Annotated in this window: 18 protein-coding genes; 15 read left to right on the top strand and 3 right to left on the bottom strand. The window is 66.8% G+C overall.

Annotation, left to right across the window (positions count from 1 at the left end):
- Positions 1-66: 66 nt before the first annotated feature.
- The 3 genes from tssC to tssA form a co-directional block, all read right to left on the bottom strand.
- Positions 67-1,563, bottom strand: a complete 1,497-nt coding sequence (gene tssC, locus QSV36_RS08365; RefSeq protein WP_170031687.1) for a type VI secretion system contractile sheath large subunit — start codon at positions 1,561-1,563, stop codon at positions 67-69.
- An 11-nt stretch (positions 1,564-1,574) separates the two neighbouring features.
- Positions 1,575-2,090: a type VI secretion system contractile sheath small subunit gene (gene tssB / locus QSV36_RS08360; protein ID WP_289131151.1), complete on the bottom strand. Its 516-nt coding sequence runs from the start codon at positions 2,088-2,090 to the stop codon at positions 1,575-1,577.
- Between the two features lie 72 nt (positions 2,091-2,162).
- Entirely contained in the window at positions 2,163-3,200 is a 1,038-nt protein-coding gene (gene tssA, locus QSV36_RS08355; RefSeq protein WP_289131150.1) for a type VI secretion system protein TssA, read from the bottom strand.
- A 395-nt stretch (positions 3,201-3,595) separates the two neighbouring features.
- Between tssA and tagH the strand changes: the two genes are divergently transcribed.
- The 15 genes from tagH to QSV36_RS08280 all read left to right on the top strand — a co-directional run bounded on the left by tagH (position 3,596) and on the right by QSV36_RS08280 (position 22,704).
- Positions 3,596-4,993 carry a type VI secretion system-associated FHA domain protein TagH gene (gene tagH, locus QSV36_RS08350; RefSeq protein WP_289131149.1) on the top strand — a complete coding sequence of 466 codons (1,398 nt, stop codon included), beginning with the start codon at positions 3,596-3,598 and terminating at the stop codon, positions 4,991-4,993.
- Between the two features lie 39 nt (positions 4,994-5,032).
- Entirely contained in the window at positions 5,033-5,530 is a 498-nt protein-coding gene (gene tssJ / locus QSV36_RS08345) for a type VI secretion system lipoprotein TssJ (protein WP_170031675.1), read from the top strand.
- A gap of 15 nt (positions 5,531-5,545) precedes the next feature.
- Positions 5,546-6,880 (top strand): type VI secretion system baseplate subunit TssK, encoded by a 1,335-nt coding sequence (gene tssK / locus QSV36_RS08340; protein WP_289131148.1) that lies wholly within the window; start codon positions 5,546-5,548, stop codon positions 6,878-6,880.
- A gap of 6 nt (positions 6,881-6,886) precedes the next feature.
- Positions 6,887-8,194 carry a DotU family type VI secretion system protein gene (locus tag QSV36_RS08335; RefSeq protein ID WP_289131147.1) on the top strand — a complete coding sequence of 436 codons (1,308 nt, stop codon included), beginning with the start codon at positions 6,887-6,889 and terminating at the stop codon, positions 8,192-8,194.
- The gene (gene tssM / locus QSV36_RS08330) at positions 8,191-11,700 is read left to right on the top strand and encodes a type VI secretion system membrane subunit TssM (RefSeq protein ID WP_289131146.1); all 3,510 of its coding nucleotides are present in this window, start codon (positions 8,191-8,193) and stop codon (positions 11,698-11,700) included. Before QSV36_RS08335 ends, tssM begins: the two co-directional genes overlap by 4 nt.
- Entirely contained in the window at positions 11,697-12,353 is a 657-nt protein-coding gene (gene tagF / locus QSV36_RS08325) for a type VI secretion system-associated protein TagF (protein ID WP_289131145.1), read from the top strand. Before tssM ends, tagF begins: the two co-directional genes overlap by 4 nt.
- Positions 12,350-13,069, top strand: coding sequence for a PP2C family protein-serine/threonine phosphatase (locus tag QSV36_RS08320; protein WP_289131144.1), 720 nt, complete (start codon positions 12,350-12,352; stop codon positions 13,067-13,069). The genes tagF and QSV36_RS08320 overlap by 4 nt, the downstream gene beginning before the upstream one ends.
- A gap of 8 nt (positions 13,070-13,077) precedes the next feature.
- Complete coding sequence (locus tag QSV36_RS08315; RefSeq protein WP_289131190.1) at positions 13,078-16,083, top strand: serine/threonine-protein kinase; 3,006 nt, start codon at positions 13,078-13,080, stop codon at positions 16,081-16,083.
- Positions 16,083-16,787, top strand: coding sequence for an ATP-binding cassette domain-containing protein (locus QSV36_RS08310; protein ID WP_289131143.1), 705 nt, complete (start codon positions 16,083-16,085; stop codon positions 16,785-16,787). Before QSV36_RS08315 ends, QSV36_RS08310 begins: the two co-directional genes overlap by 1 nt.
- Entirely contained in the window at positions 16,787-17,989 is a 1,203-nt protein-coding gene (locus tag QSV36_RS08305) for an ABC transporter permease family protein (RefSeq protein WP_289131142.1), read from the top strand. Before QSV36_RS08310 ends, QSV36_RS08305 begins: the two co-directional genes overlap by 1 nt.
- Entirely contained in the window at positions 17,982-19,778 is a 1,797-nt protein-coding gene (locus QSV36_RS08300) for a formylglycine-generating enzyme family protein (RefSeq protein WP_289131141.1), read from the top strand. The genes QSV36_RS08305 and QSV36_RS08300 overlap by 8 nt, the downstream gene beginning before the upstream one ends.
- Before the next feature lie 71 nt (positions 19,779-19,849).
- Complete coding sequence (gene tagQ / locus QSV36_RS08295) at positions 19,850-20,755, top strand: type VI secretion system-associated lipoprotein TagQ (protein ID WP_186688038.1); 906 nt, start codon at positions 19,850-19,852, stop codon at positions 20,753-20,755.
- A 125-nt stretch (positions 20,756-20,880) separates the two neighbouring features.
- Entirely contained in the window at positions 20,881-21,774 is an 894-nt protein-coding gene (ssp4, locus tag QSV36_RS08290; protein ID WP_289131189.1) for an Ssp4 family T6SS effector, read from the top strand.
- The gene (locus QSV36_RS08285; protein WP_289131140.1) at positions 21,771-22,211 is read left to right on the top strand and encodes a hypothetical protein; all 441 of its coding nucleotides are present in this window, start codon (positions 21,771-21,773) and stop codon (positions 22,209-22,211) included. The genes ssp4 and QSV36_RS08285 overlap by 4 nt, the downstream gene beginning before the upstream one ends.
- A gap of 31 nt (positions 22,212-22,242) precedes the next feature.
- Positions 22,243-22,704: a hypothetical protein gene (locus QSV36_RS08280; protein ID WP_289131139.1), complete on the top strand. Its 462-nt coding sequence runs from the start codon at positions 22,243-22,245 to the stop codon at positions 22,702-22,704.
- The last annotated feature ends 240 nt before the right edge of the window (positions 22,705-22,944 follow it).

Here is a 22,944-nt window from a genome sequence, read left to right as displayed (position 1 = left end):
CCTCGGTATTACGCGTCAGGTTGGCGGTTTGCTGCAGTTGGGGCTGTCAGGCAGCCCCTGGGGCGGTTACGCCCCTTTGGCCGAAGGCAGCTTCGATACCAGGCGCAGCGACACGGTCAGCCCTTCGAGCTGGTAGTGCGGGCGCAGGTAGAAGCGCGAGTTGTAGTAACCCGGGTTGCCTTCGACGTCCTCGACCACGACTTCGGCCGCGGCCAGCGGGTGCTGGGCCTTGGTGGTCTCGGTGGAGTGCGCCGGGTCGCCGTCGACGTAGTTGAGGATCCAGTCCTGCAGCCAACGCTGCATCTCGTCCTTTTCCTTGAACGAGCCGATCTTGTCGCGAACGATGCACTTCAGGTAGTGCGCGAAGCGGCAGGTGGCGAACAGGTACGGCAGGCGCGCGGCCAGGTTGGCGTTGGCGGTGGCGTCCGGGTCGTCGTACTCGGCCGGCTTCTGCAGCGACTGGGCGCCAATGAAGGCCGCGAAGTCGGTGTTCTTCTTGTGCAGCAGCGGCATGAAGCCATTCTTGGCCAGCTCCGCTTCGCGGCGGTCGGAAATGGCGATTTCGGTCGGGCACTTCATGTCCACACCACCGTCGTCGGTGGGGAAGGTGTGCGCCGGCAGGCCCTGCACCTCGCCACCCGACTCCACGCCACGAATGCGCGAGCACCAGCCGTAGTACTTGAACGAGCGGTTGATGTTCACGGCCATGGCGTAGGCGGCGTTGGCCCAGGTGTACTTGCTGCTGTCGGCGCCATCGGTGTCTTCTTCGAAGGCGAACGCCTCGACCGGGTCGGTCTTGGCGCCGTACGGCAGCCGTGCCAGGAAGCGCGGCATGGTCAGGCCGATGTAGCGCGAGTCTTCGGACTCACGCAGCGAGCGCCAGCCAGCGTATTCCGGGGTAGTGAAGATCTTGGTCAGGTCGCGCGGGTTGCTCAGCTCCTGCCACGAGCCCATGCCCATCACGGTCGGCGAGGCAGCGGCAATGAACGGCGCATGCATCGAGGCGCAGATCTTCGACATTTCGCCCAGCAGCTCGACGTCGGGCGGCGACTGGTCGAAGTAGTAGTCGCCGACCAGGCAGCCGTAGGGTTCGCCGCCGAACTGGCCGTATTCTTCCTCGTACAGCTTCTTGAAGATCGGGCTCTGGTCCCAGGCGGTACCCTTGAATTTCTTCAAGGTCTTGTGCAGGTCGGTCTTCGAGACGTTGAGCACACGGATCTTCAGCTGCTCGTCGCTCTCGGTGTTGTTGACCAGGTAATGCAGGCCGCGCCAGGCGCTTTCCAGCTGCTGGAAGTCGTTGTGATGGATGATCTGGTTGACCTGGGCGGTCAGCTTGGCGTCGATGGCGGCAATGATCTGCTCGATCGAGCCGATGGCATCGTTGGACACCAGGTTGGTCTGCGCCAGGGCCTGCTCGGCCAGGGTGCGCACGGCACTTTCGACCGCTTCCTTGGCACGTTCGGTCTTGGGTTTGAATTCCTGCAGCAGCAGGTTGGCGAACTCGCTTGGGTCCTGGGTGGCTGCGGCCGGCTGGGCCTGGGCGTCGCGCAGTGGATCGTTCATGGGCTGCCTCCTCAGGCCTTGGGCTCGTTGTCGACGGGTTTCGGCGCGCTGGCCAGGGCCTGCAGCAGGGTCGGATCCTTGATTGCCTTGAGGATGATGTCCTCGGCGCCGGTCTTGCCGTCCATGTAGGTCAGCAGGTTGGCCAGCTGGGTGCGGGCCTCCAGCAGCTGGTTCAGGGCATCGACCTTGCGTGCCACGGCGGCCGGGCTGAAGTCGTCCATGCTCTCGAAGGTGATGTCCAGGTTCAGGTTGCCTTCGCCGGTCAGTTCGTTGGGCACGTTGAAGGCCACGCGGGGCTTCATCGCCTTCAGGCGCGAATCGAAGTTGTCGACGTCGATTTCCAGGAACTTGCGCTCGGCCACTGCTGGCAGCGGTTCGGCCGGCTTGCCGGCCAGGTCCGAAAGCACGCCCATGACGAACGGCAACTGGACTTTCTTCTCGGCGCCGTAGAGTTCGACGTCATATTCGATCTGCACCCGTGGCGCACGGTTGCGCGCGATGAATTTCTGGGAGCTGTCTTTCGCCACGTTGTTCCTCCTGGTCGCCGGTGTGGCGGCGCTGTTCGTTGCGGGCGTCGGTGTTGATGCGGGCCGAGGACGTCAGTTGTCCTCGGGGCCGCGCAGGTTCTCGAATTGCGACCAGCCATCGGGGATCAGGTCGCGAACAATGGTTGCGAAATCGGCATTGACCAGTTTCTTCGCCCGGTGCAGCAGCACCGGCAGCGGGCTCGATGGCTCGTGGCGGGCGTAGTACTGCAGCAGGCGGTCAAGGCTCTGCTGCACGTCTTCGCGGCTGTTGACTTCGCCAGGGCGGGCAGCGGGCCGTGCGGCCGGGGTGGCGCTGGCGATCAGCGGCTGCGGGTCAGCGTGCTCGGCGGGCAGCGCGTCAACGGCTTGCGGGGCCGGGCCGGCGCCGTCGGGGCAGTAATCAGCCAGCACCTGCTGTACCTGGCGCAGCGGCTGGCGCAGGGCCGACAGGTCGATGCCGCGGTCCGAGCCGACCTGGTCGTTGACCCGGCTTTCGATGGCGTCCACCGCCTCGCGGGCCAGCCGCAGCGCCTCCTGGCACTGTTGCAGCTGCTCGGCGTCGGCGTCACGCAGGGCGGCGGCCAGTTCCTCGGCGCTGAGCTGCTCGCTGGCGAAATGCTGTACGCCTGCGGCGTGCAGGGCCGCGCGCAGGGTGACCGGGCCGAAGGCGCGCGAACGCACCAGCACGGCATCGCGCAGCAGCGCGATATTGGTGTCGCAGGTGAGGCCGGCCAGCGCATTGACCCGTACCGTGGGGTCGTTGTCGTCAGCGGCGTCCAGTTGCGGGTGCAGGTGCAGCCAATACTCGCCGAGCAGGTCGCGGATCAGCTCCAGGCTGGCAGCCAGCCCCGGGAGGCCGTGCAGGGCCAGGTTGGCCTGCAGCAGGAAATGGGTAATGCGCAGGTCCTTGCTGCGTTGCAGCAAGGCCGTGCTGGCTTGCTCGATATCGCGCCACTGCGGCGGTTCGGCAGGCTGGATGGCGTCGCCCATGACGCGCTCGGGGCGGCCCTGGGCGTCACGCTCCAGTTGCAGGAAATCGGCGTCATATTCGAGGTCATCGCCGCAGGGGAAGTCAGCGGAAACAGCGGCGAGCAACGGCGATGCGTTCACCAGAATTCGATCTCCCTATCGGCCCTTGGTGAGGGCGTGTTGTTGTGCGAAGTTGCAAGTGTGAACTGACGCACAAACTTTCCAAAGAGTGCCGGCGTGATATCACAATGATATTGTTTTGGCACTTCGAAGTTGCGCATTTATGGTTTATTTATTCGCGAGTGTCAAGGTAAGCTACGCGCCCCCGAGTGTCACTTGTGACTTCGTTGGCAGTAACCGAGCACCGCTCATCCGGTTCCTTTCGGCTGGCCTCGGCAGTGGCGTTGCATACCCGTCGTATTGTCGGTGCTTTGCGCGAAACCCCCGGTAATCAAGGGGTGCAGCAATATTCGAGTGGCTGCGGTAAACAATCGAATGGATGGATCGACGTTTTAAAACGGATGCAAGGAGGCATGATGGCACTTTGCCTAACTATCACCAGTTACCACAAGATTACCCCGGGGCAATGCCCGGAAATGCGGCTGGAAACCGGTGCCATCACGCTTGGCCGTTCGGCGGACAACGACTGGGTACTTCCCGACCCGGAGCGGTTGGTATCGGCCAGGCATTGTGTGATCCAGTTCAAGGATGGGCGATATTATTTAACTGATGACAGTACCAACGGTGTGGAATTAGTTCGCGCCGGTATTCGCTTGCGTCGCGGTAACAGTGAACCGCTGCTGGATGGCGAAGTGATCCGCATCGGTGAGTACGAGATTCAGGCGCGCATCGACGCGAGTTTGCCGGGCACCCACGACAGCGAGCCCCAGGCGCACAGTTTCGAAGCGCTGATGGCCAACCAGGTAGCGGTCCCGGTCGTCCCCGCCCCGTCGATTTCCGGTGCGCCGGCAGCGTTCCTGCAAGGCGCGTCGAACCACGACACGCTGCCTGACCTGTTCGACTTCCTCGGCCCCGCGAGCGTGCCGCCAGTCAGCCAGCCCGACCATGTACCGGCCCAGCAACACGACTTCCGCCCGCCAACCCCGGTGATCCCGCCTGCGCCAGCCGCCGCGGCAGCGCCGGGGATGATCCCGGAAGACTGGGACCTGCTCGGCTCGACGCCGACACAGGCGCCAGCCGTGGCGCCTGTGTCGGCGCCAGCATCGACCTTGCCACCGATACCGACAGCGCCACCGCTGCCAGTGGCACCGGCAGCTCCTGCACAGCCGGTGGCGGGCGCAGCGGTCGCGCCAACGCCCGTTGCGCCTGTAGCGGCCGCGACCAGCGACGCGTTGCTGCAGGCGTTCCTGCGTGGCGCTGGTATCGAGCACCTGCGCATCGACGCCGGCGATGCCGCCGCACAAATGGAGGCCATCGGCCGCAGCTACCGCTTGATGGTCGAGGGCCTGATCGACGTGTTGCGTGCGCGCAGCAGCCTGAAGGGCGAGTTTCGCATGCAGCAGACGACCATTGCCCCGGTGCAGAACAACCCGTTGAAATTCGCCCCCAATGCCGACGAGGCCTTGCTGCTGTTGCTGCGTCACGGCAACCAGGCGTTCCTGGCGCCGGACCAGGCCGTGCGCGAGAGCTTCGATGACTTGCGCGCCCACCAGCTGGCAGTGATGGCGGGCGTGCAGGCGGCGATCAAGCACCTGCTGGCCTGTTTCCAGCCGGCACGCCTGGAGCAGCGCCTGGCACCTGCGGCCGGGCTGGCCAAGCTGTTCGGCGGCTCGCGCCAGGCGCACTGCTGGCAGCAGTTCACCGAGCTTTACGGGCAAATCTCCCGCGAAGCCGAAGATGATTTCCAGGAGCTGTTCGGCCGCGAATTCGCCCGCGCCTACGAGGCCCACAGCAGCGGTTTGCAACGTAGCTGAGCACGCCCAGGAAGACCCCGGTACGTCATGAGGACAAGGATGAAAGCAATACGACTGGTCGCGGCCCTGAGCCTGGTGCTGCTCGGTGCCTGCAGCAAGGACGAGGCCGTTGCCCCCGTTGCCGACAAGGCGCCGGCCAGCCCGGCCGTGACCCTCTATTTCAGTGCCGCCGCCGGGCTCAACCCGGGCCCTGGCGGCGCGCCTGCGCCGGTACGGGTGCGCCTGTACGAGCTGAAGAACAGCGCGGCCTTCGCCCGTGCCGATTACTTCGCATTGGCCGAGCGCGCCCAGGCCACCCTCGGCGCCGACCTGATCGACCAGGACGAAGTGCTGTTGCAGCCGGGCGGGCAATTGCGCCTCGAACGCCCGCTCGACCCCGCCACTCGCCAGGTCGGCCTGGTGGTCGGCTATCGCGAGATCGACCAGGCCCAGTGGCGCAGCGTGCTGCCAGTGCCTCCGCGCGACTATCAGATCAGCCTCGATGTGCGCGCCGTGCGCAGCGCCGTGGCCACCCCACAACCTGAACCTGCCCGCTAGGCAATCGGAGTCCCCATGTCCTGGAACAATCGCGTGGTCTGGTCGGAAGGCATGTTCATCACGACCCAGCACTTCCAACAGCATGATCGCTACCTCGAACACTTGGTCGATACCCGTAGCCGCCCGTTGAACGTAGCCGCCTGGGGCTTCTCCGAGCTGTTGCTCGACCAAGGCCTGCTGGCCCAGGGCAAGGTGGCGATTCTCAGCGCTCGCGGCTTGCTGCCGGACGGCACGCCGTTCGACATCCCCCGCGACGACCTGCCGCCGGCACCGCTGGAAGTGCCCGACGATCTGCGCGACGGCGTGCTTTACCTGGGGCTGCCGCTCAAGCGGGCCGGTGCCCGCGATACCGTCGATGAAGGCGAAGCCGTGGCTGGCGCCCGCTACATCAGCCGGGTCAGCGAAGTGCGTGACGACAACGCGCCGTTCGAGAACCGTGCCCCGCTGGCCCTCGGCAGCCGCGCCCTGCGCCTGTTGCGCAGCGAGGACGGCCTGAGCGACTACGCCGCCCTGGGCATGCTGCGCATCCGCGAAAAACGCGCCGACCGCGCGCTGGTGGTGGATGACAGCTACATCCCGCCGGTACTCGACGTGGCGGCCAGCCAGCAGCTGTCCGCTTTCTGCGGCGAGTTGCTGGGCCTGTTGCACCAGCGTGGCGAAGCACTGGCTGGCAGGGTGGTCGCCTCGGCCAATGGCGGCGCGTCGGAGATTGCCGACTTCATGCTGCTGCAATTGGTCAACCGCGCCCAGCCGCTGGTGGAACACCTCAACCAGCTCAGCCCGCTGCACCCCGAGCGGCTGTACAGCGAGCTGGTGGCGCTGGCCGGCGAGTTCGCCACCTTCACCCGCGATGTCCGGCGCCCGCACAGCTTCCCGGTCTATCAGCACGACGACCTGGCGGCGACCTTCGCGCCGGTGATGGCCGCCTTGCGCGAAGCCTTGTCGACGCTGATCGACAGCAAGGCGGTGGCCATTCCCATTGTCGAGAAGGCCTACGGCATCCACGTCGGCATGCTCGCCGACCGCAGCCTGCTCGACAGCGCCAGCTTCATCCTGGTGGTGCGCGCCGACGTCCCCAGCGAGACCCTGCGCAGCCGCTTTGGCCAACAGAGCAAGATCGGTTCGGTGGAGCACATCCGCGACCTGGTCAACCTGCAGCTGCCAGGCATCGGCCTGCTGCCGTTGCCAGTGGCGCCACGGCAGATCCCGTTCCATGCCGGTTCCACCTACTTCGAACTCGACCGGGGCAGCGAGCACTGGAAGCAGTTGCAGCACTCGGGTGGCTTTGCCTTCTACGTCGCCGGTGAGTTCCCCGGCCTGAGCCTGGCCTTCTGGGCCATTCGAGGATAACCCGCGATGCACCCGGACGATCCGCAGGCCAACGACCGTACCCAGTTCATGCCGCGCCCCGGTGGCCGCGCGGCCCCGCAGCCTGCCGCGGCAGCGCCGCAGCCGCCGCCATTGCAGGTGCCCGCCGAGCCCCTGGCGCCTGGCCAGGGCGTCGGCCTCAACCCGCTGGAGCAGGCGGCCGGGCCGTTGCTGGCCTTGCTTACCCGCCTGCGCAACACCATCGCGCACTCGGCGCCGGCCAGCCTGCGCGCGCAGTTGCTGGCCTATCTGCGCCAGTTCGAAACCCGCGCCGAAGCCGCCGGGGTGGTGCGCAACGAGGTACTGCTGGCGCGCTATGCGCTGTGTACCGCGCTGGACGAGGCGGTGCTCAGCACGCCGTGGGGCAGTGCCAGCGACTGGAGCCGGCAGAGCTTGCTGATCACCGTGCACAACGAGGCCTGGGGCGGTGAGAAGGTGTTCCAGCTGATGGAGCACTGCCTGCAAAGCCCGCGCGAACGCCTCAACCTGCTGGAGCTGTTGTACCTGTGCACCAGCCTCGGCTTTGAAGGCCGCTACCGGGTCATGAACGATGGCCGCGCCCAGCTCGAAGCGCTGCGTGAGCGCACTGCGGCGGCGATCCGCAGCGCCCGTGGCGAGCGTGAGCGCGAGCTCTCGCCGCACTGGCGCGGGGTGGCGGTCAGCCGTGACCGCCTGGCCCAGTTCGTGCCGCCCTGGGTGGGCCTGGCGGTGGCCGTGGCCCTGCTGTTGCTGTTGTTGTTCGGCCTGCGCCTGAAGCTGGCCGCCGATGCCGAGCCGGTGTTCCGCGGTATCCACGCGCTGGGCGAAATCCCGGTGCAAGCCATGGACCGCCCGGTGCTGCAGCCCAAGCCAGTGGAGCGCCCGCGCCTGGCCGGGTTCCTCGCCGAGGACATCAAGGCTGGCCGGGTGGCCGTCGAAGACGCGGTCGACCGTTCGGTGGTGACCATCCGCGGCGATGAACTGTTCGCCAGCGCCAGCGCCAGCATCAAGGGCGATTTCCAGCCGCTGATGCTGCGCATTGCCGAGGCGCTGGCCAAGGTCAAGGGTAACGTCCGGGTCACCGGGCACAGCGACAACCAGCGCATCGCCACGCTGCGCTTCCCGTCCAACTGGGCGTTGTCACAGGCGCGCGCCGAAGAGGTCAAGGGCATCCTCGCCGCGCGCACCGGGCAACCCGAACGCTTCAGTGCCCAAGGGTTGAGCGACACCGAGCCGCTGGCGTCGAACGACACCGCGCAGGGCCGGGCGAAGAATCGCCGGGTTGAAATCACCGTTCTGGCGGAGGGCGTCGAGTGAAGGCGTTTTTCAGTTTTGTCATTCGCTGGGTAATCCCGCTGCTGGGCCTGCTTGCCCTCAGCCTGATCATCTGGTTCGTCGGGCCGTTGCTGGAAATGCTGGCGCCGCCCACGCCACGCTGGTTGCTGATCATCCTGCTGTTCGCCCTGTGGGGCGGCTACCGCGCCTGGCGCATCGTGCAGGCACGCCGACAGGCGGCCAAGGTCATGCAGAGCCTGGCCGCAGAGACCGCCCCGGACCCTGCCAGCGTGGCCACCAGCGAAGAGCTGGCGGCGCTGCGCCAGCGCATGGACGAGGCCCTGGCCCTGCTGAAGAAAGCCCGCCTGGGCGGTGACGAACGGCGCAACCTGTACGAGCTGCCGTGGTACGTGATCATCGGCCCGCCCGGCTCGGGCAAGACCACCGCGCTGGTCAATTCCGGCCTGCACTTCCCGCTGGCCGCGCAACTGGGCGAGGGCGCCATCCGTGGTGTCGGCGGCACGCGCAACTGCGACTGGTGGTTCACCGACCAGGCCGTGCTGCTCGACACCGCCGGCCGCTACACCACCCAGGACAGCCACGCCCAGGTCGACAAGGCGGCCTGGCTGGGCTTTCTCGACCTGCTCAAGACCCAGCGCTCGCGCCGCCCGATCGATGGCGCGTTCATCGCCATCAGCCTGTCCGACCTGCTGCTGGGCAGCGACGCCGAGCGCGCCGCCCATGCCGCGGCGATCCGTGCGCGCATCCAGGAACTGTACAGCCAGCTGGGCGTGCGCTTCCCCGTGTACCTGATGCTGACCAAGCTCGACCTGGTGCCGGGCTTCATGGAATTCTTCGACAACCTGGGCAAGGACGAGCGTGCCCAGGTGTGGGGCATGACGTTCCCGCTGGACACCCTCGAACAGGGTGGTGACGGCCCGCTGGCACAGTTCGACAACGAGTTCGGGTTACTCGAACAGCGCCTCGGCGAGCGCCTGGTCGAACGCCTGCAACAGGAACGCGACCCGGCCCGGCGCGACCTGATCTACGGCTTCGTGCAGCAGTTCGCTGCCCTGCGTGGCAACCTCAAGCTGTTCCTCGACGGCATCTTCAAGCCCAACGCCTTCGAGGCGCGGGCGTTGCTGCGCGGTGTGTATTTCACCAGCGGCACCCAGGAAGGCAGCCCCATTGACCGGCTGATCGGCAGCATGGCCCAGAGCATGGGCCTGGACCGTGCGCACCTGGCACGCCAGAGCGCTAGCGGGCGCAGCTATTTCATCGAGCGGCTGTTTACCGCAGTGGCCTTTGCCGAGCGCGGCCTGGTTGGCAGCAACCCCAAGGTGGAGCAGCGGCGCCGGTGGATCGCCCGCGGGGCGCTGGCCCTGAGCGTGGCGCTGGTGCTGTTGGTCGGCACCTTGTGGACCCTCAGTTACCGCGCCAACCAGCAATACATCGCCGAGGTCGACAGCCGCCTGCAGCCGCTGGGCAAAAGCGTGCAAGACCTGAGCCCCGCGCAGCGCAACGTGGTCGACGTGCTGCCGCTGCTCAACGCCGTGCGCCACCTGGCCGACGACCCACCCAGCTGGGCCGAGGGCCTGGGCCTGTACCAGGGCGACATGCTTGAAAGCGAATCGCAGAGCCTGTACCGCAAGCTGCTGATCGCCATCTTCGCCCCGCGCCTGGTCACCCGCATCGAGGAGCAGCTGTATGCCGGCGGGCCATCCGATTACCTTTACGAAGGCCTCAAGGCCTACCTGATGCTGGCCGATGCCGAGCACTACGACCCGGACTTCATCAAGGCCTGGATCACCCTCGACTGGGAACGCCAGTTGCCTCGCGACCTGGCGCCTGACCTGCGTCAGGCCCTGGAGCAGCACCTGGCGGCGCTGTTCGAGAAACGCCCGCCGAATGCCCGCCTGGACCAGCGCCTGATCGACGATACCCGTCGCCAGTTGCAGCAACTGCCGGTAGCCCAGCGGGTGTACGACCGGGTCAAGCGCCAGAGGCTGCCCAACGGGGTAGACGACTTCCGCGTCAGCGACGCTGCCGGGCGCGATGCCGCCCTGGTGTTTCGTTTCAAGAGCGGCAAGCCGCTGAGCGAGCCGCTGCCGGGGCTGTTCACCGTGCAGGGCTACCGCCAGGTATTCCTCGCCGCCAGCCTGGCACAGAGCACCACCCTGGCCGAGGAGCGCTGGGTACTGGGCCGCGCGTCGGGCGAGGCGGGCGATGCCCGGCGCCTGGCCGACGATGTGCAGCAGCTCTACTACCAGGATTACATCCGTCACTGGGATGCCTTGCTCGACGACCTGGACTTCGTGCCGATCACCAGTGTCGGCCAGGCCGCCGACGTGTTGCGCGTGCTGTCCGGGCCGACCTCGCCGATGAAGCAGCTGCTGCAGGCGGCGGCCCGTGAAACCAACCTGGCACAGCCGACTACCCTCGACAAAGCCCAGGACAAGGCCCAGCAGGCCGGTGTCGACCAACTGCGCCAGCGCCTTGGCGGGCTGCTCGGTGACACGCCGCTGCCGGTCGACAGCCCCGCTGCACGCACGCTGGACCCGGTGACCGCGCACTTCGCCGAGCTGGCCACGCTGGTCGGCAGTGGCGAAGGCCAGCCCGCTGCCATCGACGGCTTGCTCACCGACCTCAATGCGCTCTACGTGCAGGTCAGCGCCATGGTCGGTGCCAGCGGTGACGCCTTGCTCGGCGAGGCCAAGAACCAGGCCCAGGCCGCGGCGCAACGGGTGGCCCTGAGCGCGGCACGCCAGCCCAAGGTGGTACAGAACCTGGTCAGCTCGGTACTCGGCTCGACCCACGGCATCGTCATGGGCGGGGTGCGCAACCAGCTCAATGCCGCCTGGGCCAGCGAAGTGCTGAATGTCTACCGCCAGTCGCTCAGTGGCCGCTACCCGCTGGTGGCCGGCAGTTCGCGTGACGCCACGCTGGAAGACTTCGGCCAGTTCTTCGGCGTCGGCGGGGTGATGGACAACTACTTCCGCAAGTACCTGCAACCCTACGTCAATACCTCCAGCACACCGTGGAGCTGGCAGCCGGGCGCGGCGCAGAAGCTGGGCATCGGCAGCAACGTGCTGTACACCTTCCAGCGCGCGGCGACCATCCGCGATGCCTTCTTCCGCAGCGGCAACGGCCTGCAGCCAAGCGTGCGTTTCGAACTCAAGCCGGTGGCGATGGACGCCAGCATCACCCAGTTCCTGCTCGACCTCGACGGCCAGCAAGTCAGTTACGACCACGGCCCGAGCCGCCCGGTGGCGCTGCAGTGGCCCAACCCCAACAGCATCGGCGTGGTCCGCCTGTCGATCGCGCCGCCCGCGGCCAGCGGCCGTTCGGGGCTGACGGTGGAAGGCCCTTGGGCGTGGTTCCGCCTGCTCGACCAGTCCGACCTGGTGGCCGGCAACTCGCCAGAGCGCTTCAACCTGCGCTTGCGCGTGGATGGTGCCAGCGTGTCCTACGAGCTGCGCGCCAGCAGTGCCTTCAACCCGTTCCGCAGCCGAGTGGTCAGCGGTTTCAGCCTGCCGGAGCATCTGTGAACGACGTCGGTTTCTACGGAAAACTGGCCTGCCGCGGCGATTTCGTCAGCCGCGGCTTGCCGCAGACCTTCCTCCAGCCCTGGGACCAGTGGCTGGCCGCCGGTATCCAGGCCAGCCAGCAGGCGCTTGGCGAGGGCTGGCTACAGGCCTACCTGGTCAGCCCGTTGTGGCGCTTTGCCCTGGCACCCGGGGTGTGTGGCCCGGATGCGGTGGTCGGCGTACTGATGCCGAGCATCGACCGGGTCGGGCGGTATTTTCCGCTGAGCGTGGCGCAGGTACTGGAACCCGGCGTGGCGATCGCCGGCATCGTCGGCGGTGCCGATGAGTGGTTCGAAGCGGTCGAAGCGGCGTTGCTGGGCACGCTGGAAGCGGGTGCGTCGTTCGAGCGTTTCGAGGCGGCCTTGCAGCCGTTCAGCCAGGCCAGGCCGCTGCTGCAGGGGCCACGTGCGACCGTGGGCGGGTTGCAGCGGCTGGATGGCGTTACCCCGCAGGCCCGGGCATTGGCCCTGGCCGAATGCGCCTGCCAGGGCATGAGCCTGTGGTGGGGGCAGGGCAGCGAGCGAATCGCCCCTGGCCTGCTGCGTAGCCAGGGCCTGCCGCGCAGCGACCAGTTCGCCGCGTTCCTGCTCGGCAGCGAGGCGCAACCCGCATGAACCGTGTGCACTACAGCGCGGCCAGCTACAGCCATGTGGGCATGGTCCGCAAGATCAACGAAGACGCCTGCCTGGAGCTGACCTGGGATGGCCTGTGGGCCGTTGCCGACGGCATGGGCGGGCATGCCGCCGGTGACTACGTGAGCAGCCTGGCGGTGGACAGCCTGCGCCAGTTGCCGCTCATCGATGGGCTGGAGGATTTCGCCCAGGCCTTGCGCGACACCCTGGCATGGGTCAACCGCGTGGTGCGTGAGGAAACCCTGCGCCGGGGCGTGGCGATGATGGGCAGCACGGTGGTGCTGCTGGCCGCACGCGGCGACCGGGCCGTGGGCTTGTGGGCCGGTGACAGCCGCCTGTATCGCCTGCGCGATGGCCGCATCGAGCGCCTGTCGCATGACCACAGTTATGTCCAGGAATTGCAGGACAGCGGCCTGCTCAACGAGGCCGAAGCGCGCGTGCACCCGCGCGGCAACATCGTCACCCGCGCCATTGGCGTGGAAGACCAGCTTGAACTGCAGGCGGTGAACCTGCAGGTACAGCCCGGCGATACCTACCTGCTGTGCAGCGACGGCTTGAACAAGACTGCCGAAGACCACGAGATCGCCGACGTACTCGGCCACGCCGACCCCTACCAGGTGGTCCGCAGCCTGGTGCACCTGGGGCTGACCCGTGGCGCCCCCGACAACATTACCGCCGTGGTGGTGAAGGCGAATTGAAGAGCACCCTGAACATGCAGATACCCGGATTCGACATCGACAGCGAGATTGGCCAGGGCGCCATGGCCAGTGTCTACCTGGCGACCCAGCGCTCGCTGCAGCGCAAGGTGGCGCTGAAGGTGATGGCCGCGAGCCTTGCCGCCGACCCTACCTTCTGCGAGCGCTTCCTGCGCGAAGGGCGCACCCTGGCGCGGTTGGCGCATCCGCACATTGCCACCATCCACGACATCGGCAATGTCGGCGAGCTGTACTACATGGCCATGGAGTACCTGCCCAGCGGGACCCTCAAGGAGCGCATCGCTGCCGGGCTTACCCCTGAGCAGGGCTTGCTGTACGTGCGGCAGATCGCCCAGGCGCTGGGTTATGCGCACGCCCAGGGGCTGGTGCACCGCGACGTGAAACCGGCCAACATCCTGTTCCGTGCCGACGGCACGGCGGTGCTCTCCGATTTCGGCATCGCCAAGTCGCTGGATGACCGCACCCAGTTCACCCAGGCCGGTTTCGCTGTCGGCACCCCGAGCTACATGAGCCCGGAGCAGGCGCGGGGCATGGACATCGACGGCCGCGCCGACCTGTATGCGCTTGGGGTGGTGCTGTATGAGATCCTCGTCGGCGAGCTGCCCTACCGGGGCACCGATGCCTTGTCGACGGCGCTGGCCCACCTGACCGAGCCGTTGCCGGAACTGCCCATCGAGCATGGGCGCTACCAAGACATCCTGCGCGGGCTGCTGGCCAAGGACCCTGCGCAACGCTTCACCGATGCCGCGGCGTTGCTGGCCGCACTCGACCGCCTGCCAGCCGCCAGCGCGGACAGCACGGTGATCCGGCCGTTGCCGGTCGCGCTGGCGGGCAAGGCCGAGCTGGGTGGGCTGACACCGGTGTCCATCGATATCCCGCAGGCCACGGCAAAGCCGGTCGTTGCACCTGAACCTGCGCCAAAGCCGGAGCCGAACCGGCCCGCCGTGCCGGCGCAACCCGCCTCGGGCAAACCGGCCAAGGCCATACTGGCCGTGGCCATCGCCGCGGCGCTGGGGCTGGGTGCGACCGTCTTCTGGTTGCGCTCTGACAATGAGCAACCGGTTGCGCAACCGCCGCTGGCGCAAACCGCGAGCGACCGGCTGGCGCCAACCGCGCCGCCGCCAGCTGCCAGCGAAGACGGCCGGCCATTGTTGATGCCAGGCAAGAAAACCCTGTTCCAACGCGTGCTGAGCAAGCCCGAAGCGCAATTGCTGGCCCGCCCCGGCGACAGCGCGGGCGAGCCGCTGCCGGCGTTCTCGGTGCTGTACGTGTACCAGCGCAAGGACATCGACGGCCAGCCATGGCTGGAAGTGGGCGCCTCCAGCAGCGGCCAGCGCGACGGCTGGTTGCCGGCGGCACAAACCAGCGACTGGAAGCAAAGCCTGGTGCTGAAATTCACCGAGCGTTCCGGCCGTTCGCCGGTGATGTTCATGCGCCAGGTCGATGACCTGCAGCAACTGCTCGACGACACCGGCAAGGCCCGCGCCGACCTGCTCAAGGCGCAGAACCAGCCCGACCAGGTACCCCAGGTGCTGGCCCTGGAGCCGGCCGCCAGCGCGGTGCCACAGAACCAGTTCTACCTGATGCCGATCTTCGACTACCGGGAAAGCTTCGGCGCCGACGGCCAGCCGGTGCAGCTGCTCAACGTCGCCTCCATCGACCCTGGCAGCAGCGCCCGCAGCCAGGCGGCCACGGCTGCCGGCGCAGCGCTGGCGACGGACAACCGCTTCCGTACCGGCATCGTCCTGGTGGTCGACACCTCGGTGTCGATGCAACCCTACATCGACCGCGTGCGCCAAGTGGTCAGCGAACTGCAGGCGCAACTGGCCGCACGCGGCGAACTGGACAACGTCAGCTTCGGCCTGGTGGGCTTTCGCAACAGCGTCAAGCGCACACCGGGCCTGGACTACCTGAGCAAGACCCTGGTCAGCCTGGAGGAGGGCCGCGACCCGGCGCGCTTCCTCAAGGCCGCGTCGCAGGTCAAGGCCACCAGCGTTTCCAGCCACTCGTTCAATGAGGATGCCTTTGCCGGGGTGATGCAGGCCGTGGAAGGCATGGACTGGTCGGGCTATGGCGGGCGCATCGTCCTGCTGGTCAGCGATGCTGGCGCCTTGCGCAAGAACGACCCGTACAGCAGCACCCAGATGAACGAGGCCGAGGTTCGCCAGGCCGCGCTGAGCAAGCAGATCAAGATCTACGCCTTGCACCTGCGCACCCCGGCCGGGGTGAACAACCATGGCTCCGCCGAAAGCCAGTACCGCGTACTCACCGCCGACAGCAACCCGCAAATTGGCGACCTGTACGTGGGCGTGCCGGGCGGCGATGTAGGCGCCTTTGGCGAGCGCGTGCGCGAGATCGGCTCGACCTTCGCCGAGCTGGCGCACCAGGTGCGTGAGCAGCAGCCACAGCCGGTACCGCAGTTGGCCACGGGCGCCAGCCTGGCGGCCAAGTCGCAGGCGATCGGTTACGCCATGCACATGGACTTCCTCGGCCGGCACGCTGCCAGCCAGGCGCCGCAGCTGGTCAGCGCCTGGGCCGCCGACCGCGACCTGACCAACCCGGCACTGCCGAGCCTGCAGGTGTGCGTGATGCTGACCAAGTTGCAGCTCAATGACCTGCAGCAGTCGCTGAAGCTGATCGTCGACGCCGCGCGCAAGACCCGCAGTTCGCCCGCTGATTTCTTCAACGAGATCGCCAGCGCCAGTGCCTACATGAGCCGTGATCCGGGTGCCCTGCGCAAAGGCGCCAACCTGGCCCAGGGCGGGGTGCTGGGTGAATACCTCGAAGGCCTGCCATACCGCAGCAAGTCGCTGAGCATGACCGAAGACCTGTGGTTGTCGCTGTCGGTGGCCGAACAAGAGGATTTCATCGACGAACTGGACTCGAAGATCCGCCTGTACGAAACCTTCCACAACGACATGGCCAACTGGGTGCGCTTCGGCAAGGCCGAGCCGGGCGATGCCCTGTACCGTGTACCCCTGTCGACGCTGCCGTGATGATCAACCTGCATGGGGTGCGCAAGACGCGCGGGCAGGGGGCCCAGCGCTACAGCCTGGAGATCGATCGGCTGCAGCTGGCGGCTGGCGCACGGGTGGCACTGGTCGGCCCCAGCGGCTGCGGCAAGAGTACCTTGCTCGACCTGCTGGCGCTGGTGCTGGCGCCGGATGCCGCCGACGGCTTCGTCTTTGCTGGTGCCGATGTGGCTGGCCTGTGGCGCCAGCGCCGTCTCGACCAGCTGGCGGCGCTGCGCAGCCGCCAGCTGGGCTATGTCTTGCAGGCCGGCGGCTTGCTCGGTTTCCTCGATGTGCGTGGCAATATCCGCCTGCCTCGGCAGCTGTTGGGGCTGGGCGAGGACGGCAGCGTCGAACGCCTGGCCGAGGCGCTGGATGTGCATGACCAGCTGGCCAAGAAGCCTGCCGCGTTGTCGCTGGGGCAACGCCAGCGGGTCAGCTGTGCCCGGGCCCTGGCGCATGCGCCGGCGTTGTTGCTGGCCGACGAGCCTACCGCGGCGCTGGACCCGGTGAACGCCGAGCGGGTCATGCAGTTGCTGCTGCGCGAGGCCCAGGCGCGCCAGGTAACCTGCGTGCTCGCCACCCATGACGAAGCGCTGGCGCGCCGGGCCGGGCTGAACGTGCTGCGCATGGCCTGCCGGCGCGATGCCGACGGCGGCGTCACCGCCAGCCTGGCGCAGGCCGTCTGATGCGCCCGTGGCTGATCGCCGGCCTGGCCTGGCAGGACTACCGCAACGATGCGCGGCTGTCGGCGTGCAGCGTGCTGGCGCTGGTTGCGGTGATCGCCCCCTTGCTGGTGCTGTTCGGGCTCAAGTTCGGCCTGGTTGGCAGCCTGACCGAGCGGCTGCAACGCGACCCGAGTGTGCGCGAAATCATCCCCCTGGGCGGTGGCCGTTTCCAGGCCGATTTCATCCAGGCCCTGGCACAGCGGCCGGACGTTGCCTTCGCCATTGCGCGGACCCGGCAGATCGCTGCCACTGCCGAGCTGTTGCTGCCTGCCCAAGGGCGCGCGGTGACTGTCGAGATGCTGCCAACCGCTGCCGGTGACCCCTTGCTGCAACAGGTGCCGCCACCGCAGGGCCTGCAGCAGGTGGTCTTGAGTTTTACCGCTGCCGAGAAGCTCGGAGCCGCTGCCGGTGATGAGTTGCTGGCCAGCTTCAGCCGCCAGCAAGCCGGCCAGGTGCAGTGGCGCCAGACGCGCCTGCAGGTGGCCGCGGTGCTGCCGCTGGCGGCGTTCGAGCGCGATGGCCTGTTCGCTTCGCTGGCCCTGCTCGAAGCGGTCGAGGACTACCGCGATGGGCGCGGTGTGCCAGCGCTGGGCTGGCCGGGCGAGGCTGCAGGCAACGATGCCGGGCGAATCTACCCGGCGTTTCGCCTGTATGCCCGGGGGCTGGCCGATGTCGAGCCGCTGCGCGCCTATTTTGCCGAACGCAAATGGCTGGTATCGACCCAGGCGGCGCAGATCGCCCAGGTCCAAGCCCTCAGCCGCAACCTCGACCTGGTGTTCTGGATCATCACCAGCCTCGCCGTGGCCGGCGCCGTGGCCGCCATCGCCGCAGGCGCAGTGGCGGCAGTGCAGCGCAAGCAGCGCGAGCTGGCGGTGCTGCGCCTGCTGGGGTTCGGTACCGCCGCGCTGCTGCTGTTCGTGGTGTTGCAGGCGCTGTACAGCGGCGTGCTGGCGGCGGCGATTGCCGGCGGCCTGTACCTGCTGGCCGAGCAGGGCCTCAACCGGATCTTCACCCAGGTGCCCGGCGAGTACGCCAGCCACCTGTTGCCGATGCATTACTTCGTTGCGTTGTCTGCGGTGCTGCTGGCCAGCGCCGCCGCTGCTGCCGTGGGCGGCTGGCGGGTGACGCGCATCGATGCCAGTCAAGGAATTCGTGATGTCTGAACTTCGCCTTGGGGCTGCGGCCCTGCTGCTGACCACGCTGGGCCTGGCGGCCTGTTCGCCGGGCGCCGAGGAACTGCCGGCCAAGCCGGCCAAGCCAGTCGACACCGCTGCAGCCAGCGCCCCGGCAGCGGCGGTCGATACCAGCAAGCTGGACAACCCCAAGCCCTTGCCCGGTGACGTCAGCCTGCCGCTGCCGTGTGGCGGCGAGCTGGTGCTGCGCAGCGTCTACGTACTGGCCCAGGGCAGCCTGGACGACCGCGAGGTCAACCTTGGCTACCCGTTCAGCGAAGGTGAGGCCGGCTACCAGCAGTCGTTCATTTCCGGCTACCGGCGTGACTTCATCAATGGCCAGTTCAGCCTCCAGGACCTGTCACCCGAGTGGCAGAAGGCGGTCGCCCCCGGCTTGCCCAAGCTCGACCAGGCCGGCCCGCTCAAGCCGATGATGTATTTCATTGGCAAGTACGAGGTCAGCGCCCGCCAGTATGCCCAGGTAATGGCCCAGGCCCAGTCGCTGGCCAGCGGCGAGGCGGCGCCGGCCTGCCAGCCCGACACCACGGCGGCCGGGCGCCTGCCCAAGGTCAAGCTGTCGCGCTTCGAGGCCGAACGCTTTGTCGCGGTCTACAGCGCCTGGCTGCTCAAGTATCACCGCGACCTGCTGCCGGTCAGTGGCCGGGGCAGCAAGGCCGAGGACGGCGGGATCGGTTTCGTGCGCCTGCCCACTGAAGTGGAGTGGGAGTTCGCTGCCCGTGGTGGTTCTGCGGTAAGCCGCCAGGAACTGGAAGGGCGGTTGTTCCCGCGCAAGGTCCAGGGCAGTGACAGCGATGGGCCGCTCAGCGACTGGGCGGTGTACAACCAGGTGGCTGGCGGCACCGGGCAGGCGGCACGGTTGATGCCGATCGGCACCCGGCTGCCGAACCCGCTGGGGCTGTTCGATGTGATCGGCAATGCTGCGGAAATGGTCCAGGAGTCGTTCCAGCTGGTGCACGCTGGCCGTCTGCAGGGCGCTTATGGCGGCTTCGTGGTCAAGGGCGGCAACTACCTGGAAGGCGAGGGCACGCTGTTCACCGGCATGCGCCGCGAGTACCCGCTGTTTGGTGCTGACGGTACCGAGCAGCGCAACGAGACCACTGGCTTCCGGGTGGCCATCGGGGCGCTGTCGGCGCCCCGTTCGCGTTACCAGGAACTGTTCGAGCAGTGGCAGAAGCAAGGGCGCCTGGCCAGCCTGACCGACGACATCGATGCCGCCGAGGACCCGACCAAGCGCCTGGACAGCATCATCGCCGCCACCACCGACCCGCGCCAGCAGGCCGAGCTGGGGCTGGTCAACGAAGAGCTCAAGCGCAGCGTGTCGCTGATCGGCCGCCAGCGCGAAGAGGCGGCCGGCAACCTGATCCAGTCTGCCGCCTTGGTGGCCGAGACCATCAACAACTACAACATCCGCCTGACCAACCTGCGCAACACCCAGGCCGAGGCCCAGGCGCGTGGCGACCAGACCAGCGTGCGCATGTATGCCGCGGCCATCAACAACGGCCGCGCTGCGCTCGATGGCGCGGTGGCGATCTACATCGACAACCTGGCCAGCGGCACGCGCTACACCGATGCGGTGATCCAGGCGCAGTTCCAGCGGGTCAAGGAAGAACTCAATCGCAAGCCGGTCCTGGGCCAGAGCCTGGTGAGCCGCGCGACCCTGTTCGTTCGCCACGTTGGGGAGTACCGCCAGAACCGGCGGGCCGACCCGGCGACGATCCTCAAGGAGCTCCTGGCATCGGCCGCGGCGCGGCCTTCGTAGTGGCTTCTGCCTGACGCAAGCGCGGGGTGGCATGAGGCCCCCCGTTTTAACCACCCACGTGAGAGAGTGACATGTTCAAGACCATCTTCACGGCTTCCCATGCCCGTTCCGCCCTGCTGCTCGCCGCAGGTTTCAGCACTGTCCTGATGGCGGGCTGCTCCAGCTCACCCGTGTCCAAGGTGGGTGCCACGACCAAGGTCGAGTACTACCCGAGCTGCTACGAGCCTGTGCAGCACCTGCGCGCCACTGACGGCGACATGACCCGCTCGGTAGCGACCGGCGCCGTCATCGGTGCCCTCGGCGGTGCCCTGACCGGTGCCTTGGTCGACGGCGACAATCGCGGCCGCAACGCCGCCATCGGTGCGGCGGGCGGTGCCCTGGTGGGCGGCGCGGCCGGTTACTACACCGAGCGCCAGAAGCAGATCAGCGACGACAAGCAGCGCATTGCCTCGTACGCCACTGACATCGACAAGAGCGCCGCCGACCTGGACCGCACCACGGCCTATGCCAAGGCGTCGCAGAGCTGCTACCAGCGTGAATTCACCAGCCTGATCGAAGGCCGCAAGGCCAACCGCATCAACGACACCGAAGGGCGCAAGCGCCTGGCCGAGATCGTCTCCGGCCTGCAGGAGTCGAACAAGCTGCTGGCCACCGTCAACGGCCGCGTCGCGGAAAACCTCGACAACTACACCCAGGCCTACGAGCAGGACCTCAAGCAGGTGGGTGTGGCGCGTACCGACGTAGCGACCGTGGCTGAACCGCCAAAGACCACCACTGGCAAGAAGAAGACCCAGGCCGTCAAGGTGAACAAGAACGTGCCGCAAGAAGCGGTCGCCACCGAGAAGACCCTGCAGAAGGCCACGACCAAGAAAGCCGAGGCCCAGCAGGTAGCCAATGCTGGCGTCGACCAGGTCAACAAGATGTGCCGCAGCCCCGACATGGGTGACTGGGCGCCGGTGCCTTGCCCGAACGTGTAAACCACGCTCCGTTGCGCTTGCGCCGGTGCACGTGCCGCCCCAGGCAGGTCGCCTGACCTGCACGGGGCGTGCGTGGGCCGGCGCAGCGGCTTTTCGAATCAAGGAGAGTTGTCGTGACCGACCTGATGTCCGGCGTGCTCGGCGGCTACCAGCAGCAAATGGCCCGCCAGCGGCTGCTGTTGACCGTCGACCAGCAGAAGTTGTTCAGGGCCATCGATTCCGACCCGGGTATCGTTGGCGCGGGTGTTGTCTACATCGATGCCCAATACAACGTGATCGTCCTGCGCGAATTCAAGCCGATCTGCAGCATCGCGCCCAAGCGTGTGATCCTGCAGGAGGCGCCACCTTACAAGTCACCTGAACAGTTCATGACCCAGCTGCAGACCGGCGCACGTGAGCGCAAGGTGATGGCAGAGGCCGTGAACGCCAGTTTGAGTTGCCTGTCGGCCTACCTGGGTTGGGTCGTCATGTTCAGCGGTACCATTGCCGTGCCCTTTACTGCCGGCGCCAGCATGGTGTTGACGGCAGTCGGTTATGCCGCCGCAGCGGCCGGGACCGGGCAGTGCATGATGGGCGGGTACCGGGTGTTCAACGAAGTGTTCGACCCTGGGCAGAACGACTGGCTCGACAGTAATGACACGGTCCAGACGGTAATGAGCATACTCGACGGCGTAGCGCTGGCCGGTGTGGGCGCATCGAGCCTGAACACCGTGCGTTTCCTGCAGGCACGCAAAGCGGCGACCGGCAAGGGCTGGAGAGAGCTGTTCCAGAGCCTGTCGCGGCAGCAGCGCAAGGCCCTGGCCGAGGAACTGCTGCAGATCAAGCACCCGTCGCTCACCGCCAAGCAGCTCAAGCTGAAGCAGGCGGCGGGTACCGCGATCAAGCGTTTCACCCCTACCCAAATCCAGCACGCCACGCGTACCTTGATCAAGGACTCGATTGGCGGCTTGTCGGGTTTTGCCAGCAGTAGCTTCGTGCAGTCGGTTGCCGTGGGGCTTTATGAGGAAATTGACGAATGACCCATGGCCAGGAACTGCAAGCATTCCTTTCCCGTTATTTCGGCGTGTTCATTGCCGAGTTCATGCTGTCCTGCTTTGCCATTGGCGGCTGTGTTTCACTGGTGTTCTCCACCTGGCTGCGCAGCCCGGACCGGTCGTTGTCGGTGCTGGCCCTGGCGCTGGCAGGGGTGCTGAGCGCCGCTTCGCATATCGCCATGGTGCGGGGCTATGGCTGGGGCGTACGCGGGCTGGTCGGCCTGAACGCGCTGGCCGTGTTGGCTGCGTTGCCCAGCTACGCTTACCGGCCGCACATGGGCGGCTACGTTGCGGTTTTGCTGTTCGGGCTGCTGGCCTTGCTGGTGATCAATAGCCAGCGCTACCGGGAAATGCGCGTGCGCCTGGTGGGCTACCGGGAAACCCGCAGGGCCAACCGCCAGGCGGCGAAAGCTGGCAAATGATGGCTCAACGCTGCTGTAGCGAGGCTTGTGAATGAATGTGCGTCGAATACGTAGTGGGTTCGCTGCTTTGCTGTTGCCCTTGCTCTTTGCCTGCAACGGGCACAAGGTCGAGCGCGTCGTGGTTTATGAGAACAACGTCCATCACTGGCGTATCGAGCACGTGGTGGAGCAGAACTGGCCGGTGGGGCCTCGCCAGTATTACCAGGTGTTTCTCAAGGACCGCTTGCTGATCCTGCCTGCCAATGTGTTCAACGACGAGCGCGACATTAGTGAGTTCGTTGCTGCGGGCGGTTTCGACATCAGCAACTGGCGCAATGACACGATTATCGTGGCGTTCGAGAACGTGCAGAAGCGCGAGGGCGGCAACGAGCATTTTATCCGCTCGCTGATGATCACCCCGGAGTACAAGGAGGGGGAGGTGATACTGACTGACATGGCGACCCATATGCAGATCGTGGTGCAGCGGGTGGAGCCGGTTGGGGAGGGGAAGTAGCGGGTCGGCGGTGGTTGTAGGCGGACAACTGTATTGTAATGGCGGACATCTTGGCAGGGAGGGCTGGGCCATGGTCTCGATCAACAACCGCTTGGACGATGAACTCAAGGCCCGCGCTTGCAAAGAGCTTGGACGCTCCGAGAGCAAGTCTTCCGATGAGGACGATCAAGTGCTTGCGGCCGCAGTTAAAAAGCGCCTCGCTTCCCCGCAGCGTGTGAAGGTTCGGCTGGACGACTTGTA

The organism is Pseudomonas sp. BCRC 81390, from assembly GCF_030341915.1.
GTDB lineage: Bacteria > Pseudomonadota > Gammaproteobacteria > Pseudomonadales > Pseudomonadaceae > Aquipseudomonas.
Note: the sequence above shows the minus strand (reverse complement) of the source record. Positions and strands in the feature narration are given on the sequence as shown.